The organism is Bernardetia sp. Wsw4-3y2 (assembly GCF_037126295.1).
Taxonomy (GTDB): Bacteria; Bacteroidota; Bacteroidia; order Cytophagales; family Bernardetiaceae; genus Bernardetia.
Window position 1 is genome coordinate 810,919 of sequence record NZ_CP147017.1, and the last position, 16,920, is coordinate 827,838.

Below are 16,920 nucleotides of genomic sequence, written 5' to 3' on the forward strand. Positions count from 1 at the left end.
ATTCATCTCAATCCACTTTTAATCAGCTAAAACACTAGCTTTATTTTTTGCTTCGGCAGAACGATAATGTTGAAATAACATATAATAGATTATACATTCGTGTTTTCTTTGATTGGCTCTAAAATATCTGTTCAAAAACATGTGTATATAACTGGCTACCAAATTAGGTAAACTCATTTCTAGTTCATTATTTTTAGCGAGTTGAAGTACCTTATCTACATTTTCTTTTATAGATAAAGAATAATGAGTCAGTAATTCTTTGTATTCTGAATAGATAGCAGGGTTTTCTATAATTTCTTCAATAGTTTGGCGTTTTTCTCTGTAACTTTTAGAAAGAATCTTAGTGTCATTGATGTTTTCTAAGCCAAATTCTTTATGAAAACTTTCTGATAATATTTCCATCAAGTGTTTTTTCTGTCCTATTTCTAAATCAAAATTGGTAAGTAAATTGTCTACTCCCAAAAATGCCAATTTCCAACGCAAGTCATCATCTTCATTTATATTCTGTAAAATAGAGCAAATTAGCTGACTTTCTTTATGAAACAGCAATTCACTGTTTGCCATATTCTTCGAACCATATCTCTCTATTTCTCTTTGATAAGTATCTATTTGAATTTTCCACACAGATTTATTGTCTACAAGTTCATTGAGATTTTCGTGTAGCTTTTCAATAACAGTTTTATAAAAATCATTTGTTCCTTTAAAACGAATACGCAAATGGTGGTCTGGATCAGCATAACGAATAAAAAACCATTCTGTAATTGTATTATCTTGTAATAGCTGCGAGGCTAAAGGAAATAATTTTTGTATTAATAATTCATCAGCTATACTGACACCACAGTAAATTTTGAAATAAATCCATTCAGAACCGATAGTATATTCCCTTTGTAACGTAGAATCTAAATTTGTAGCAGTATTACTTTGACTTTCTTGTTCAGATTTTACCAAAGGAGATAAATGAGGAATAATAAATTCATTGGTGTAACCATTTCCTTCTTCATCTTTAATAAATAAATTCTCTTCATTATAAAGCATTTCCTGAACAGATATACGTTGCATCTTTTTTAATTCTTGCCAAAAGAGAGTTAGATTAATATCATCATCAGTAAATAAAGGTAAAATATTATCTCCTTGTCCAAATGTAAGACGGTTAGGAATATCTCTATCTTGGAAGTAATTTCTCAACTTTTCTAAAGCCTGTTCTGTATTTATTTTTTTATCTATTTTAGTTTCTTTGAGAGAAACAACCCATTTTTGAGGACTCAAAATAACTTTCTCATATTCTACTCTAGGCAAATACGGTTCATTATTTAAGTGTTGCCAACTAAATTGAAGTCCACTTATGACATTTTGGTTTTGTAATGTAGATAAAAAATGATACGCTGGAATTTCTGTCATGCTATAATTATGAGCATTACTCATTCTAGGAATAATTTCTTTATCATATTTGAGAGAACGCAATTTTATTTTTCCCTCACTTACCGAAACTCTAATATCATCTAAGGTAACAGAATTTGCATTTTCGGCTGTTCTTACCCCAATCGGAATTTCATATTTTCTCAGTTGTGGACGAGCGATAACATTTCCTACTCTAGCTTCTGGAAGATGTACAATTTCGGCAAAAATCTTGTCTGATAATTCTTCTTCTTGTTGGATACAATCCAATACATACTCATTTGTTTGAGCGTCTGCATGACAAAAACGTCCTAGTAGAGTAACAGCAGAAGAACCATTTGTTCCCTTATGAATTATTTTATAATTTTCTTCCTCAATTGCCTCAGAGGAGGAAGCTAAAACAGTAATCATAGAAGAGTATGAGAAGGGTATATTATTATCTTCTTTACTTTTGGTAGTATCATTTTTATTCTTTTTGGATTTTCTATACTTTTCAGGAATATAGCCTATTTCATCTTTTAATTCTTTATTAGTAAGCTCAATTACAGAAGACTTATTTTGAAGAGCTTCTATAAATTTTTTCTGTAAAAACTGTGTCCATCTTGTTTGTTGAAGAGAAGGGTTTTGGCTATTTCTACCTCCATTTAATGGCATTCCTTTCAATAAAGGTGCATTATCATTATTTGCTTGACTTCTTAAGGGAAAACCTAAACCAATTTCTGGGTCAAGTACTTGCATTAAAGGAACTTCTGCTGATTCATAACGAGTAGAAAATGCTTCTTTAAAAGAGGTTAGTGTAGAAATTTCTTGATAAGAATAAATATATTTTAGCAAATCAATTGCTTTTTCTACTTCTTCTTTAATAGAATGATGAAGAGATGGATTTTCAAACTTCAAAACAGTATCCATCTGAAATAAAGAACTTAATTTGAAAGGAATTTCAAGACTTTTGATTTTTTCTGAAAAATCAAATAGCTCAGCACTTTTGGGATGGTTTTTCTGATAATATTCTTTTAGTTCTGACAGAAGATGAAATGATTCTTTTATGAAACTATATTTTTCTATATTTTCTAATTGAGGATTATTTTTTAAATAAAACCCTAACTTGCTTCTCAAAATATCTTCAAAAGGTTCTCCAGTAATTTTTAAAGCTATATCTGAAACAAGAATTTGAGCTTCTATAATTTCTAAGATAAATTCTTTTGCTTCTTCTAAGGAAATATCTTCATCTACTAACTGCTCTGCAATTTCTGTTATTTTTTTACCTTCTTTTGCAAATTCTATAATTTTCTCCAAATACTCATTCCATTCTATATTTGAAATGGCATACTTTCTAGCTTTTTCTCCTTCAAAATAAGATTCTATATAGCGTTTATCTTCTCCAAATTGATAAAGTGTATTGTTTGGGTAAAAAGTAAGGACTTCTAAAAATTCCGTTATCTGATGCAGTTTATCTATCCATGCTCCCAAAACAGACATATCTAAAGACAAATGATATTTTTTTATTCCTTGGTGAACGAAACCTTGATTATTTGAAGAAAGCTTGCCTGCTAAAATCCCTGCAAAAGTTCCAAAAGGAGTACATCTAAAACGAGAACGCAAGTCATATTTTGCTTTAGAAAGTAAAAACTTTTCTACTTTTTTGTCTTTTAGTTTTCCTTCTTCATATTGCTGAACTGTATCTTGAAAGTCAGGAGAAGATAAAAAAATAGCCAACTCATCTGCTGGGTTTTCTGAAAAAAGAGGAGATAAAGGGCTACGTAAGAAAAAATAATCCATTTGCTATATAAGTAATAAGTAAAGTATAATTTAAAAATCAGTTAAAAGAATACGACCCTAAGCTAAATTTTTGATAAAAATGAATGCGTAAATCTGACAATAAGTGTAATAAAAATAAATAGAATAATTATAAAAAAAGAAAACGGAACTTCCATGAAGTTCCGTTTTAAAAAAAATAACACAAAGAATTACATCTCTGGACAACGGCATGAATTATATTCAGTCGCAGGAATACATGGATTTTTAACTGAAGCACCACACAATTCAGTATAAACACATATATTTTGGATTGATGGCATAGTACCTCCTCCACCTTGAACAGCATTTTGCTGATCATTAGATAAAATGACTACTTTTTTAGTATTGAGTTTTAATTTTTTGTTTGCTTTCATGTTTTTTTAAAAGTAAAATTGACATTGTGTTCCTACTCTATTTTAAGGATTTTCGGAATACTCCTGTGCTTTCTTGTATTAGTATTGTACCATACACTTGAAACACAAATATAGTAGCTTTGTCCACCAATGCAAATTTTTTATTAATTTTTTCATAAAAAATCACGACATAATCATAACAAAACCTGTAAAAACACATAAATCTTATTCTAAAAGCATAAAAAACTCATAATGATATTATGTTTCTTTTAATTTAATTATCAAAATAATTATAGATTTACTTTTAATTCTTACTCTATTTCTATTACTTCTAAAAGAGCTTTAAAACTTTCTTTTACAAATAATTTGGCTTTCTTTTTTTGAATAGCTTTAAAATCGATTTATAATGAAATTACTCAAAATGACTTTTTATATTCTAGGGTATCCAAAATACTTTTTCATTTTAAAACAACTTCATATAAACAAGCAAAATATAATTTAAAAATCAGTTAAAAGAGGAGCATCCCAGCCTTTTACAAGCTCGTCATCATGATAAGCAGCTAAAAATCCAGATAAACCTTCTAAAAAGAACAAGTGATTATTCCACTTAAAAGTTAGAGGCTCTAAATTTATTAATACAGGAAATGTAATATTCTTCACACCTTTTTCCATTTCTTTATCTAATTCTTTTTTTAGCCTTTTAATCTCTTCTGCCAACTCTTCACTAGGATAAAATTCGTACAACCTTTTAAAAACTAAATATACTCCAGAAACTCCGTGACATAATGCTAAGTCATATTCATTTGTTTCTTCATTCTTATTAAAAAGTCTATCGTCATCTTTTATAGTAATAGCATTATTTATTGTCTGTTTGATTACTTCATCAATTTCTGACTTATTTGGTAAGATTAATGCAGCCCAAGTAAGCGCAACACAAACAGAAAGGTCACCATAACACCAAGCCAAACGGCTACTAGTTCCTCCAATCATAGAAGCAAAACAAAATTTTCCAATGGCTTCCTTTTGATTTATGACATGATTTGTAATGAGTTGTAGAGTATTTTTATATTTTTTAATCTTATCCTCTGAGATTTTTCTTTGTTCTAAAAAAATCAGAGCTTTAGCCATTACAGCAATAATTCCAGATACTCCATGAGAAATGCCTAAATTATTTAATTCATTTTTTTCATAAAGTTCTTGAGCAACTTTTTGAAGCATATCCATTACTTTCAAAACATTTTCTGTTTGCTTAGTAAGTACGAAAAAATTAAGTGTACATACTAAACCTGTAAAGGTATCATATTCCAATCTGTCAGCCATAGCTTGACTAGCTTCTAAAATTACATCAGAAAAATCTGCGACAAACTCTTCTTCGTATTCTATGAAACGATTTTCGTCTACTTTAGCTAGATAATTAAGCAAAATTCCTAAACTAGATAAGCCATAAATATTAGGTTGGATATAAGGAACTTCTTCTATTTGTTCATAAAACTTAGCTAATAGCTCTTCAGTTTTTGTACTATCAAAATTCACTATCAGGCTTAGACTACCTAAATTTGTCAGGTAACTAAACTGTTTATAAAAGTCAACTTGCAAGTCTGAAAATAAGTATAACACAGGTAAAATAGTTAGGTAAAAGAAAACGGAACTTTATTGAAGTTCCGTTTTATAATGCTAAAAAGATAAAATAGTTAAACTAATATTATACACACGAATAAGGAGGTGGAGGTGGAACTTGTGAGTAGCATAGTACTGTTGGGCATACGAAAGATGGGCAGTCTCTAGTTTGTATACAAGTAACTGCAGTTTCATTACCACATCCTAATTTTGAGACATCTGTTTTTGTTCCACCTTGTACAGAATCTTGCTGCTCATTAGACAAAATCACTACTTTTTTAGTGTTAAGTTTTAATTTTTTGTTCGTTTTCATAATTTATGAAGAAATAAAATTGATGTTGTTTTCCTACTCTATTTATAAGGATTTTCGGAATACTCCTTTATTTATCAGATGCTTTAAAAACTTATCTTGTTAAGATACAATCTTTACGAGAGTGTCCTCCAGTTGGTTGTTCTACAATATTTCCTCCTTTTATTAGAGTTTGCTGCTCACTACTCAAAATAGTGATTTTTTTAGTGCTAAGCTTTAATTTTTTGTTCGTTTTCATAATTTATGAAGAAATAAAATTGATGTTGTTTTCCTACTTTATTAATAAGGATTTTCGGAATTTCCCTGTATATGCTTACATCAGTATTGTACCATATAATCAATACACAAATATAGTATCTTTATTTGTTAATGCAAATTTTTTTTATCTTTATACAAAAAAACATTACTCTATACTAACATCAAAGTTTAATTTTTAGCAAAAAAAATACTTAAATGGTACAAAAAAAGCCTATAATTTTGAATTATAGGCTTTTTCAATTAAAATGTTAAAATCATCATATAGTTACAAGTTACCTCTCAATTCTTGTTCTCTTTCTATAGCTTCAAAAAGAGCTTTAAAATTTCCTTTTCCAAATGATTTTGCTCCTTGGCGTTGAATAATTTCAAAGAAAACAGTTGGACGGTCGCCTGTTGGTTTAGTAAAGATTTGCAATAAATAACCTTCATCATCTCTATCTACTAAAATATTTAGTTTTTTGAGTTCTTCCATATCTTCCTTAATATCACCGACTCTTTCTGCAAGGTCTTCATAATAATTATCTGGAACATAAAGGAAATCTACTCCACGGCTACGCAAATCCTCAATAGTTTCCAAAATATCGTCTGTTGCAATGGCAATATGCTGAACTCCTGCACCTTCATAAAACTCAATATATTCTTCTATTTGTGACTTTTTACGTCCATCAGCAGGCTCATTGATTGGAAATTTGACATAGCCATTTCCATTTGAAACTACCTTTGACATCAAAGCTGTATATTCAGTAGAAATATCTTTATCATCGAAAGTTACGAGTAGATTGAATCCCATTACTTTCTCGTAAAACTCTACCCATTCATTCATTTTTCCAAGCTCTACATTTCCAACACAATGATCAATAAATTTCAATCCTGTTGATTTTACCTTAAAAAATGATTTTTTAGGCTTGTAACCTGGCATAAATGCGCCTTTATAATTTCCTCTTTCTACAAATTTATGAATTGTTTCTCCGTAGGTATGAATTCCTGAAACAACAACTTCTCCATGTTCGTCTGATAAACGAGTAGGTTCTAAAGCTGATTTTGCGCCTCTACTCATTGTATCATAATATGATTTTTCAGCATCATCTACCCAAAGAGCTAATACTTTTACACCATCGCCATGTTTTCTGATGTGTTCTGCAATAGGCGAATCGCTAGTCATTGGCGAAGTAAGAACGAAACGGATTTTTCCTTGCTGCAAAACATAAGATGAACGGTCACGAACACCTGTTTCTTGTCCTGCATACGCAACTACTTCAAAGCCAAAAGCTGCTTGATAATAATAGGCTGCTTGTTTTGCATTTCCTACATAAAATTCTATATGGTCTGTGCCTTTTAATGGCAAAATATCTTCTTGTATCATAATTTTTTGTGTTAAAAGTCATCGATAGCAACACCGACACCTGTATTGATTTAGTGGTTTAATGGCAAATTAATAAAAATTTTTATTCATTTATAATTCAACATTAATAATTTATAGTTATTTAGAAACGAGCATATTATCTAATGTTTCTTCAATTTCTGGAAGAGAATCAAAAAGTTCTTTATAAGAATTAATAACAAAATATTTTTCTTGAAAACGATCTTTGATATAAGGAGTATGCAAAATTTCATTTACATTATATGGAACTCTCTTTGGAATATCACTTTCTAAAGAGTAAACAGACTCTCCTGCCGAAGATAGAATACCTGCTCCATAAATCTTTAAACTACCATTATTGTTTATGAGTCCAAACTCTACGGTGTACCAATAAATACGTGAAATAAATTCAATAGAATCTGCATTTCCTAGATGTTTGAGAGCCATTCGACTAAGTTCTTCTAAGAAACGACAAAAGTTTTTATTTGTTAGAATAGGAACATGAGCAAAAACATCATGAAACATGTCTGGTTCTTCCAAATAATCCAATTCTTCCATTGTACGAAGCCAAGTAGTGGCAGGAAATTGTTTGTTTTTGAGGTAGTTAAAAAATGGCTCATTGTCAATAAGACCTGGAACAACTACTAAACTCCACCCAGTGATAGCTTTCAAATGTTCATTTACTTCTTCAAAATTAGGAATTTTATTAGGCTCAAAACCTATGGCTTCCATTCCTTCAAAATAAGCTTCATCAGCACGATTGGGTAATACTTTTATTTGTCTTTCATACAAAATTTGCCATACTTGATGATTCTCTTCTGTATATTTATCGTAATGTTGATGAGAAAGTTGTTTATCTCTACGTTCTTGTTGCGTCATTGTTTTGGTGGTTAATAGGTTTGTGTTATTTAATTAGTGTGTGTGTTATTGTTTTATTACGCTAATATTTCAAAAATACGGAATTTTTAGATTTTTATTTTACTACTTTAAATAATAGACACTGAAAAAATCTTAAAATAGAATACTAACCAACTTATATTAAGAGTAATCAAAAATAAATTATCTGTTTACAATCTACTAAAAAAATAACAAAAACACATTTTAAATGGCATCCATTTCAAACAAAAAAGCATTCTTCAAAATAGAAAAATGCCTTGTAAAATTTATTTTTTATGGATATAGAAACTTAAATTAATTCGTTTCCACATTTATAACAAAAACTAGCCACCTCTGTATGATGTTCTGCGCCACAATGAGAACATTCTTCAATTATACTTTCAGATGCCTGTTTAGCATTTTCTTTTTGAGTTTGAGCTAAATGCGTTTTTCGCTTTTCATTTTCTAGTTCTTCTTTCAATTCTCTTTCTTCTTCTCCAAATTCATCTTCATCAGATTTGTGAGTTACTTGGGTAGCAATTTCGGCTGATACAATTCCTGTTGGAACAGCAAGTACACCATAACCAAGCACCATAACAACGGCTGCAATTGCTCTTCCTAGTGCGCTTTGGGGGGCAATATCTCCATAACCTACCGTGGTAAGGGTTACAATTGCCCAGTAAATACTTTTGGGAATACTTGAAAAACCTGGATTATCTCTTCCCTCTACTAAAAACATAATAAAGCCTAACAATACAACATTAGTAGCTACAAAAATTACAAAAACGGTTATTTTATGACGACTAGCACGCAGAGCCTGACTAAGAATTTGTGCTTCTCCTGTGTACTGGTTCATATCCAATACTTTAAAAATACTAATAATACGAGTTACACGAAGAAGAAGGAAAAAATTACTTCCTGCAAATGTCCAAGAAAAAACAGCAGGCACAAAGGCTAATAAATCAATAATTCCATAAAAACTAAGAATATAACGCATAGGACGGTGCGAAGTAGCTACCCTAAGTAAATATTCAATAGCAAAAAGTGTCGTAACACTCATTTCAATAGCTAAGAGATAAGTTCCGTATTGTTGGTCTATTTCAGATACACTTTGCATCATCACAACAATCAAACTGAGTACGATAAGAGCCAAAAGAGCTGTGTCAAATACTTTTCCTTCTATAGTATTTGATTTAAAAAACAGACGGTCAAGACGCATACGCCATTTACTTTTGGCAAATCGCCTTCCTCTTGAAAACCTACTTGAGGTTTTCTTTTTTATTTTTGTTAGTGGTGGTTTAGTTTGGATAACTTTTTTTTCTTTGAGTGTCGAAGACTCCATAAATACGTATATATTTTATATAAATCTCATACTATTTTTTCTTTATTTCTTAGTTTGTGTAGGTCATTTTGCTCAACTTACTTTACTAGTCTCAAAAGAGATAACGAATAAAAACACTAGATTTATACGGATAGGATAGAATTGTTTCGATAATTTATTTTTTATAATAAATGGTTGATTAAGTTATTTAAACAGTTTTTGATTAAAAACAAACTGAAGTAGTTTTATACTAACAACAAAAATAACATTAGGTTTTTTATATCTATTAATTTCAGCTTTTGTCGAAAAGCTAACCTAATTTACACTTTCATTTTGGTAATACAAAGTATTTTTAGTAGAAAATTGAAAATAGATTTATTGTTTTGATGGAATACTTGATTTCATAAAAAAAACTTTATAAATAAGATTATAATTTTACTCTCATTCATAAAGTTTTTTAGATTATTAGAACCTACGATATTTTCCTTTTGCTTTTGGCTTTTTCTTTTTAGGTTGCTTAGGATATTTTTTCATCAAAGGTCCTGGACGAGAAGGATGGTATTTTTTCTTCCGAATAAGTCCCCGTCCATAGCCTCGTTTTCCTTCATAATCTGCCGTTGGAAGCTCATTAAATTTATATCCTAACATCAGTTCATTTGTACTTCCAAATGCTCCTACTATATCTCCAATTGGAAAATCTCTAACATAACCAAAGCTAAAACGCCCATAATTTACGCCTGCTCCAACATTAATTGCATAATTGCTACGGTATGCACCACTTACCCAAAAAGTATTATCATACATATATTGTAAGCCACCTTCATATTGAATAGGAACATTAGGCACTTGCCTAACAACAGCCATTGGACGAAACTCTCCAGCACCAGCAGGAATCATTCCACGAAGAGATAACATAAAATGATTTTGAAGTCGAATATTATCATCTGTTTCATCTTCAGGACTAAAAGCAGGATTTAATAATTGAGGAACAGAAAGTCCTATTTCTAAATATTTTTTAAATGTATAGCTTGCACCAAAACCAAACTCAAAACCTACATAATTACCTGTATTGTTGAGTAAAACAGGGTCTGTTGGATGCCTAATATACCAATCATCAAAATTAATTTGATTATAAACAAGTCCTCCCATCAAACCAAAAGATAACTTTGAACTGTTTTCATATTGCCCTAAAACGTGATAACCATACGAAACCATTGCCTTTGTACGACTTGTGCTTTTTATCTCATCTTGCTGAATAAAAAAACCTAAGCCAGAACGATATTCATAAAAAGGTAAATCTATTGTTAAGAGAACTGTTTTGGGAGCATCTTCAAAACCTGCCCATTGAGAGCGATAGGTCAAGAAAACTGAACTATAATCAGATCGTCCTGTCCAAGCAGGATTTTGCACAAAAGGATGTGAAAAATACTGACTATACACTGGTACTTGTTGAGCTAAAGATTGACTTGAAAAACTATTTATTCCTAAAATCATAATTCCTAATGAAATACTCAAAAAGAAATTTAATAAGAGATGTAAAATAGACTTTGAAGATGTTCGTACTATCTGTTTCATAAAATAAGAGTCGAATTATATTGTTTGATTGTTCGCAAACAACAGCTTTTTTTTGTTTTAAAACCTAGTTTAAATGTTGATATATAAACTAGGTTTATCATTCATTATCTAATAATTTCAAAAGAACCTTTTAAAATGGTTTTGACAGAGTCAAATTTTATAATATAAAAATATGTTCCTGCTGGGAGTACTCCTCCTGTTTCATTTGTTCCTTCCCAATCATTTCTGTATCCTTTTTTACGGAATACTTCTTGTCCCCAACGATTGATAATTACCAGTTCGTTACCTGGATAACGTTCAATCTCTTCTATATAAAGTTGATCGTTGAGTCCATTTCCATCTGGTGTAATTACATCCACTGTTCTGACTTTTGGTGTTCCTATTACTGTTACAAAAACACTATCATACGTAAAGCAACCATAAATATTTTCTGCCCTTACTGTGTACATTGTACTGATAGTTGGGTTTACGGTTGGTGTAGAAGTAGAATCACCTGTTAGCGTTGGGTCTGGTGTCCAAACATAATTTATTGCACCATTAACAAATAACTGCACATCATAACCAATATTAATAGTTGTATCTGGAGTAATTTCCAAAATCGGAGCTGGACGGATTGTAATTTCAGCAATATTACTACTATCTGTAAAACAATTATTAATTACTAACCTTCTATAAAATGTAGTGGTATCAATTGGGGTAGGCAGATAACTAGCTGTATTTGTATTAGCAATATCTGTCCAATTAATTCTATTTCTTGAGTTTTGCCATTGATAACGAAACTGTCCAATATCATTAAGTGTATCCAAGAGAACCGTTCCAGTAAGCCTACCCAAAGTATCCAAACTACAATCTACAAAACCAGCATCAATAACATTATTTTTAATGGTAGGATTAATTCTGAGAGAAATAACATTTGAAGTATCTGCAAAACAAGAAACACGAGCAATACGACGATATTCTGTATCAAAATTGATTCTGCCTGTAAAATAATTTTGGTCACCTCCAACAGTTCGCCAAAGAGCTGTCGAATCATTTAGTTTTCTTGATTGCCAAAAGAATCTATAAGCTGTACTATCATTTCCTCCTTGAGTTGGAAAAGTTCCTCGTAACGTATCGGCTGCAAATCCTTCACAGACTGTAGTTTGAGGTGATGATATTCTATTATTTTCTATGAATTGAATTACTTTTATAGTAATAACATTACTAAAACTAGGTGGACATCTTCCTGAACGAACACTCCTTCGAACATAAGTAGTTTGTTGTAATATATCAGGTTGATAGGCTGTTATAGTATCTGTATCGACAGGAATCCAACTGGCACTATCTGTAGAAATCTGCCAAGATATCTCTATATTTCCTGCTTCTCCTGCAATGGGATTTGTTGCTGTAATGATTGCAGCTGTATCTCCCTGACAGATAGTTTGATTTCCGAAAAGAAAATTATTTCTTGCATTCAAAACTATGTTTATCAAAAGTCTATTACTCGTATCTGGCTGACAACCTCCTAAGACAACTCTTCGGAAGTAATTTGCTCCCCCATATAATGTATCAGGCACAAAAGTTTGAGATTGAGTAAATGTACCTGTACTAAATGTAAAAGTTCCACTACTAAACCACGCAATAGTATCTCTTGATTGCTCATAAAAATAACTGTATACTCCTGTATTTTCTGGGTTTGTTCCTGTAATTGTTATCTTAGTAGAATCTCCAACACAAATTTCTCGGAAAGTATCTGTAATTTGATTAATTCCAAATGGTTTTCGTACGGGAATAAAGACAACATTACTAGTATCTGTATTACAACTATCGATTACCAAACGTCTGAAATAAGTAGGTTCTGTTAAAGGAAAGTTAGAAATATTCAGAGAATCATCTCTATTTGCCCATGCCAAACTATCAAAAGAGACTTGCCATTGATAACTATATCTGCCAGTTCCTCCTCTTGGCTGAGTAGCACTAATTATCCAAGCTGTATCTCCTTCACAAAGTGATTGCCCACTAAAGCTTTCTGAAATAGAATTATTTCGAATTGCAGAAACTACATTAACAAAAACTCGGTTACTGGTATCCACTTTACAACCTCCTAAAACAACCCTTCTAAAATAGTTTGAACCTCCAAAAAGTGTGTCAGGCACAAATGTATGTGTTTGAGTAAAACTACCTGTACTGAATGTAAAAGTAGAACTACTAAACCACGCTATTGTATCCCTAGATTGTTGATAAAAATAACTGTACTCACCTGTACTTTCTGGGTCTGTACCTGAAATAGTAATGGTAGCAGAATCTGCTGTACAAATATCTGTAAATGGAACGCTAATTTCATTCAACCCAAAAGAATTAACTACAGGAATAAAGGCTACATTACTTGTGTCTGTACTACAACTATCAATTACCAAACGTCTGAAGTAAGTAGACTCTGTCAAATCAAAAGCAGAAATACGAATAGAATCATCTCTATCTGCCCATCTTATACTATCAAAAGAAACTTGCCATTGATATTTATAATTACCTGTTCCTCCTGTTGGTTCTGTTACATCAATTACCCAATTAAAAGTAGTATCGGTTTGACAAAAACCTGTACTGTCATAAGAAATTAAATTAGTAGCACTATCGATTGGCTTTATCATAAATAATTTTACAACATTACTTGGATAAGCTCTACAACTATCAACTACCGAACGCCTTACTAAAAAGCTATCAGGTATTTGCATAAAAATAGTATCAAAAAGCAGTGAATCTCTTGGTATATAATTTTGAACTGAATCTACACTCGTCCAAACAGTAGAATCTAAAGAAACTTCCCACAAATATCTAAAACCTGTTGGTGCTACTGGAGCAGTTCCATTTATAACAGGAATTGCATCTCCTACACAAATACGTGTTCGTGTGGCTGTAATAGCAGAAGTATCATTTCCTAAATCTGGAGAAATAAAAATATCGACAATATTACTAGTATCAGCAAAACAGGCACTTCGAACTATCCTTCGAACATAGAAAGTATCATTGGCGATAGGTGGAACAAAACGATTTCTTGTCGAATCTACGCCCAACCAATCGGCTGTATCTAATCGTGTCGCTATTTGCCATATATATTTATAAGTTCTATCTCCTCCTGTTGGAGTATCTCCTCTAATTGTATCAGGACGAGTACCTATACAAATTGTCTGACTTTCAAAAATAGAATCTGCAACTACCCTAGGAATCGAATTAAGTGTAATTACATTACTTGTATCAGGCGCACATGCTCCTGTAACAATTCTTCTAAACTGAACAGTATCAGCACTTTGTAATGTATCTGTAAAAGCAAAATTTTGAGTTTGAAGGCTATCAATCCAAGTCAATCCTGAATCTAAAGAAACTTGATAACGATAACGAAGCAAACTTGTAGCTGAAGAATCTGATGTAGTTCCATAAATATCAGTCGGAACAACTCCCAAACAAACATTTTGAATCGATGGAAAAAGTGTATTTGTAGTAATATTAGGTAAAGTAACCACTCTTACTTTTGCGCTTGTATCATTACTACACCCTTGATTAGCAGCAGGAATAACAATTCTTCTAAAATAAGCTGTGTCTGCGATAGTAATACCTGCATTATTGAGGGCATAATTTGGAACGTTTCCATTATTTGCATTTGTCCAGTTTGTTGTATCTCCGTTTAAAGCCTGTTGCCATTGATAAGAGAAAAACGAAACTTCTCCCAAAATAGCATTCGAACCCACAAGTGTAGGCAAGGTTTGACCTTGACAAATAGTTGTATCTGGTGTAGTAATCAAATTATTAGAAGGACATTCAATTACATTTACAAAAAAACGTTTTCTATTCAGTGTTATATTCGGCGCACCTGTATGAGTTATTTGTGCTGTGTAAATTCCTTCATGGTCGGCAATAGTAGCATTATTAACTACTAAAACACTATCATCATCTTGTTCATTTACTAAATCTGCTGCACGAAACCAACGATAAGTAGTTGTTCCATTTATTTGATTTACTGACACTGTATCTTTAAAAGTGCCTCCTTGTGGAACATTAATAATTTTAAAACTTCCTATACTATCTTGTGGAGAATAAGTAAATGTATAGTCAGGTTTATTATTCGGAACAAGACTATTTAGTTTTAATCTATTATTCGAAAAATTGAGTGTAATAGGTCGGTTTACTGGAAAAGTAGGCACATTTTCAATAAAGTTAGAATCAATACTAATAAAAGTAAGTGCTGAAAGTGTTCCAATATCAGTCAATCCTGTGGGGAAGTTACCAGTCAAGGAGTTGAAACTCAAGTCTAATCGTTGTAATAATAACAAATCACTTAATGAAGCAGGAATTTCTCCTGTAAAATCATTATTTCCTAAATTTAATTCTTGTAAAGTAAGCAAAGTACCAAACCCTGTTTGAATAGAACCTGTTAATTGATTATTCGATAAATCAATTCGGTTGATTTGATTCAATTTATCTCCTCCAAACATAGATGCAGGAATCTGTCCTATTATATTTCGATTACTCAAATTTAGTTCTAAGACACAACTATCATTTGCGTTCAATACTACACCAGCCCAAGTAGTCCAAGGGTCTGTAAGTGTCCACGGATTTGTCCAGTTTGCACCATCAGTAGCATTATAAAGCTCTACTAATGCTAAAGAATCATCAGGCAAACACATCAAACGATATATTTCTGCCTTAGAAAGTGGGGTAAGAAAAGAATTTGAAAAAGAAGTGGGAAAATAATTCTGAACAGCCTTATTTTGAGCAAAAGAGTTTTCTACTTTTGAAGCAAAAATAAAGTTTTTGGCTTTTTTATCTAGCAAAGGAGATGTAAAAGCTGTTATTCCTACTATAAAAAGACCTAAGAACAGAAATTGCCAAACTGTATGCAGATTAGAAAATTTATTTTTAAGGAGTAAACTTTTAGGGAAATGATGTTTTAGTATTTGTATTGAATTCATAATGTATGATAGAAACGTCTTATTTATAGAAATAAAAAATAGAACGTTATTTTTTCGTAGAATTTCTAAAATTGAAAAGCAAGATAATTTTTGATGTAAAACAGAATGATTCTACATCACTCAAAATGGCTACTTGATTTTAAATTAGCTTTGTAACATGTGTATAACGGAAATTGTAGCTACAAAATTACAGTTTTCTAGTTGTAAAACAGAAAAGTAGCACAATTTATTTGCTCTTTATTTTGATTTTGGTATATATTTTCTGCTTATTTGATAGGTCAATAGAACTTAAAATGCTTCAAAATTGATAAAAGGTCAGTAAATTTGCTGTAAGTAATAGAAATAAAAAAGAACACAGACACAAAAAAAGAAATTCATTTATTTAAAAATACTCCGTTTTATGTATGATTCTCAAAATAATTTTCAAAGTGATGAACAAGTAAATACTAATTCTTCATTTGTTAGTTCTATTTCTAAGTCTATGTTAAATAATTTTCAATATTCACTTCAATCAAAATTACAAACACTTCAATCTTTTCAATCTCAATTACAAGACAAAAAAGAAATCACATTAGATAAATTTGAAGCTCAAAAACAACAATTGCAAGTCTTGATTGTAGAAATTGCTAGTTTCTTAGATGATTTGATGCTTCCAATTATAGAAGAAAATCCATTTTTTGTAGAAGATTTTCTGATTTTTATGAAAGATTTTATGCAAAAGCTAGAAACACAATTTGCTTTATTTACTACCCTTTCTGTATCCTCTTTACGTGATAAAGTACGTAAACAAGTAGCCCAAACGTCGCAAAATTTTGAAACAAAAGCTCTAAAAGAATCTTTTGAAGAGAAACAAAAACAAACTTTAGCACAAACAGAACTCCTTTTAGAAACTCTCAACGAACAACTTATAGACATTCGTCATCGTATAGAAAAGCAGAAAGATAAATTTTTGAATAATTCAACTACCTTAACTTTTTCAACTTTATCTTTACCATCTGTTTCTTCTTCTGAATTAGTAACACTTTCTGAAAAGACAATTTCTACTTTTGAATTGATAAAACAAGATGTGAAACGTTTTTTTATGTAATTTTGAACTTTTAATATCCAATTTTTAT

General features: G+C 31.0%; 10 protein-coding genes. 1 reads left to right on the top strand and 9 read right to left on the bottom strand.

Translation table 11 applies throughout. The features are described 5' to 3' along the window. Nucleotides 1–18: 18 nt before the first annotated feature. The 9 genes from V9L05_RS03210 to V9L05_RS03250 all read right to left on the bottom strand — a co-directional run bounded on the left by V9L05_RS03210 (nt 19) and on the right by V9L05_RS03250 (nt 15,805). Nucleotides 19–3,174, bottom strand: a complete 3,156-nt coding sequence (locus V9L05_RS03210; RefSeq protein WP_338814357.1) for a lantibiotic dehydratase — start codon at nt 3,172–3,174, stop codon at nt 19–21. A gap of 188 nt (nt 3,175–3,362) precedes the next feature. Then, nucleotides 3,363–3,566 carry a hypothetical protein gene (locus V9L05_RS03215; RefSeq protein WP_338814358.1) on the bottom strand — a complete coding sequence of 68 codons (204 nt, stop codon included), beginning with the start codon at nt 3,564–3,566 and terminating at the stop codon, nt 3,363–3,365. A gap of 477 nt (nt 3,567–4,043) precedes the next feature. Then, complete coding sequence (locus V9L05_RS03220; RefSeq protein ID WP_338790356.1) at nt 4,044–5,078, bottom strand: lanthionine synthetase LanC family protein; 1,035 nt, start codon at nt 5,076–5,078, stop codon at nt 4,044–4,046. A 488-nt stretch (nt 5,079–5,566) separates the two neighbouring features. Next, entirely contained in the window at nt 5,567–5,710 is a 144-nt protein-coding gene (locus V9L05_RS03225; RefSeq protein WP_338790355.1) for a hypothetical protein, read from the bottom strand. Between the two features lie 285 nt (nt 5,711–5,995). After that, nucleotides 5,996–7,090 carry a 4-hydroxyphenylpyruvate dioxygenase gene (hppD, locus tag V9L05_RS03230; protein WP_338794202.1) on the bottom strand — a complete coding sequence of 365 codons (1,095 nt, stop codon included), beginning with the start codon at nt 7,088–7,090 and terminating at the stop codon, nt 5,996–5,998. Between the two features lie 120 nt (nt 7,091–7,210). Then, nucleotides 7,211–7,969, bottom strand: a complete 759-nt coding sequence (phhA, locus tag V9L05_RS03235; RefSeq protein ID WP_338790354.1) for a phenylalanine 4-monooxygenase — start codon at nt 7,967–7,969, stop codon at nt 7,211–7,213. Between the two features lie 307 nt (nt 7,970–8,276). Continuing rightward, nucleotides 8,277–9,308: an ion transporter gene (locus tag V9L05_RS03240; protein WP_338814359.1), complete on the bottom strand. Its 1,032-nt coding sequence runs from the start codon at nt 9,306–9,308 to the stop codon at nt 8,277–8,279. Between the two features lie 444 nt (nt 9,309–9,752). After that, nucleotides 9,753–10,862, bottom strand: coding sequence for a PorP/SprF family type IX secretion system membrane protein (locus tag V9L05_RS03245; protein WP_338814360.1), 1,110 nt, complete (start codon nt 10,860–10,862; stop codon nt 9,753–9,755). A gap of 104 nt (nt 10,863–10,966) precedes the next feature. Beyond that, nucleotides 10,967–15,805 carry a gliding motility-associated C-terminal domain-containing protein gene (locus V9L05_RS03250; protein WP_338814361.1) on the bottom strand — a complete coding sequence of 1,613 codons (4,839 nt, stop codon included), beginning with the start codon at nt 15,803–15,805 and terminating at the stop codon, nt 10,967–10,969. Nucleotides 15,806–16,205: 400 nt separating this feature from the next. On the opposite strand from V9L05_RS03250, the gene V9L05_RS03255 reads away from it, so the two are divergent. Next, complete coding sequence (locus tag V9L05_RS03255; protein WP_338814362.1) at nt 16,206–16,892, top strand: hypothetical protein; 687 nt, start codon at nt 16,206–16,208, stop codon at nt 16,890–16,892. Nucleotides 16,893–16,920 lie beyond the last annotated feature (28 nt).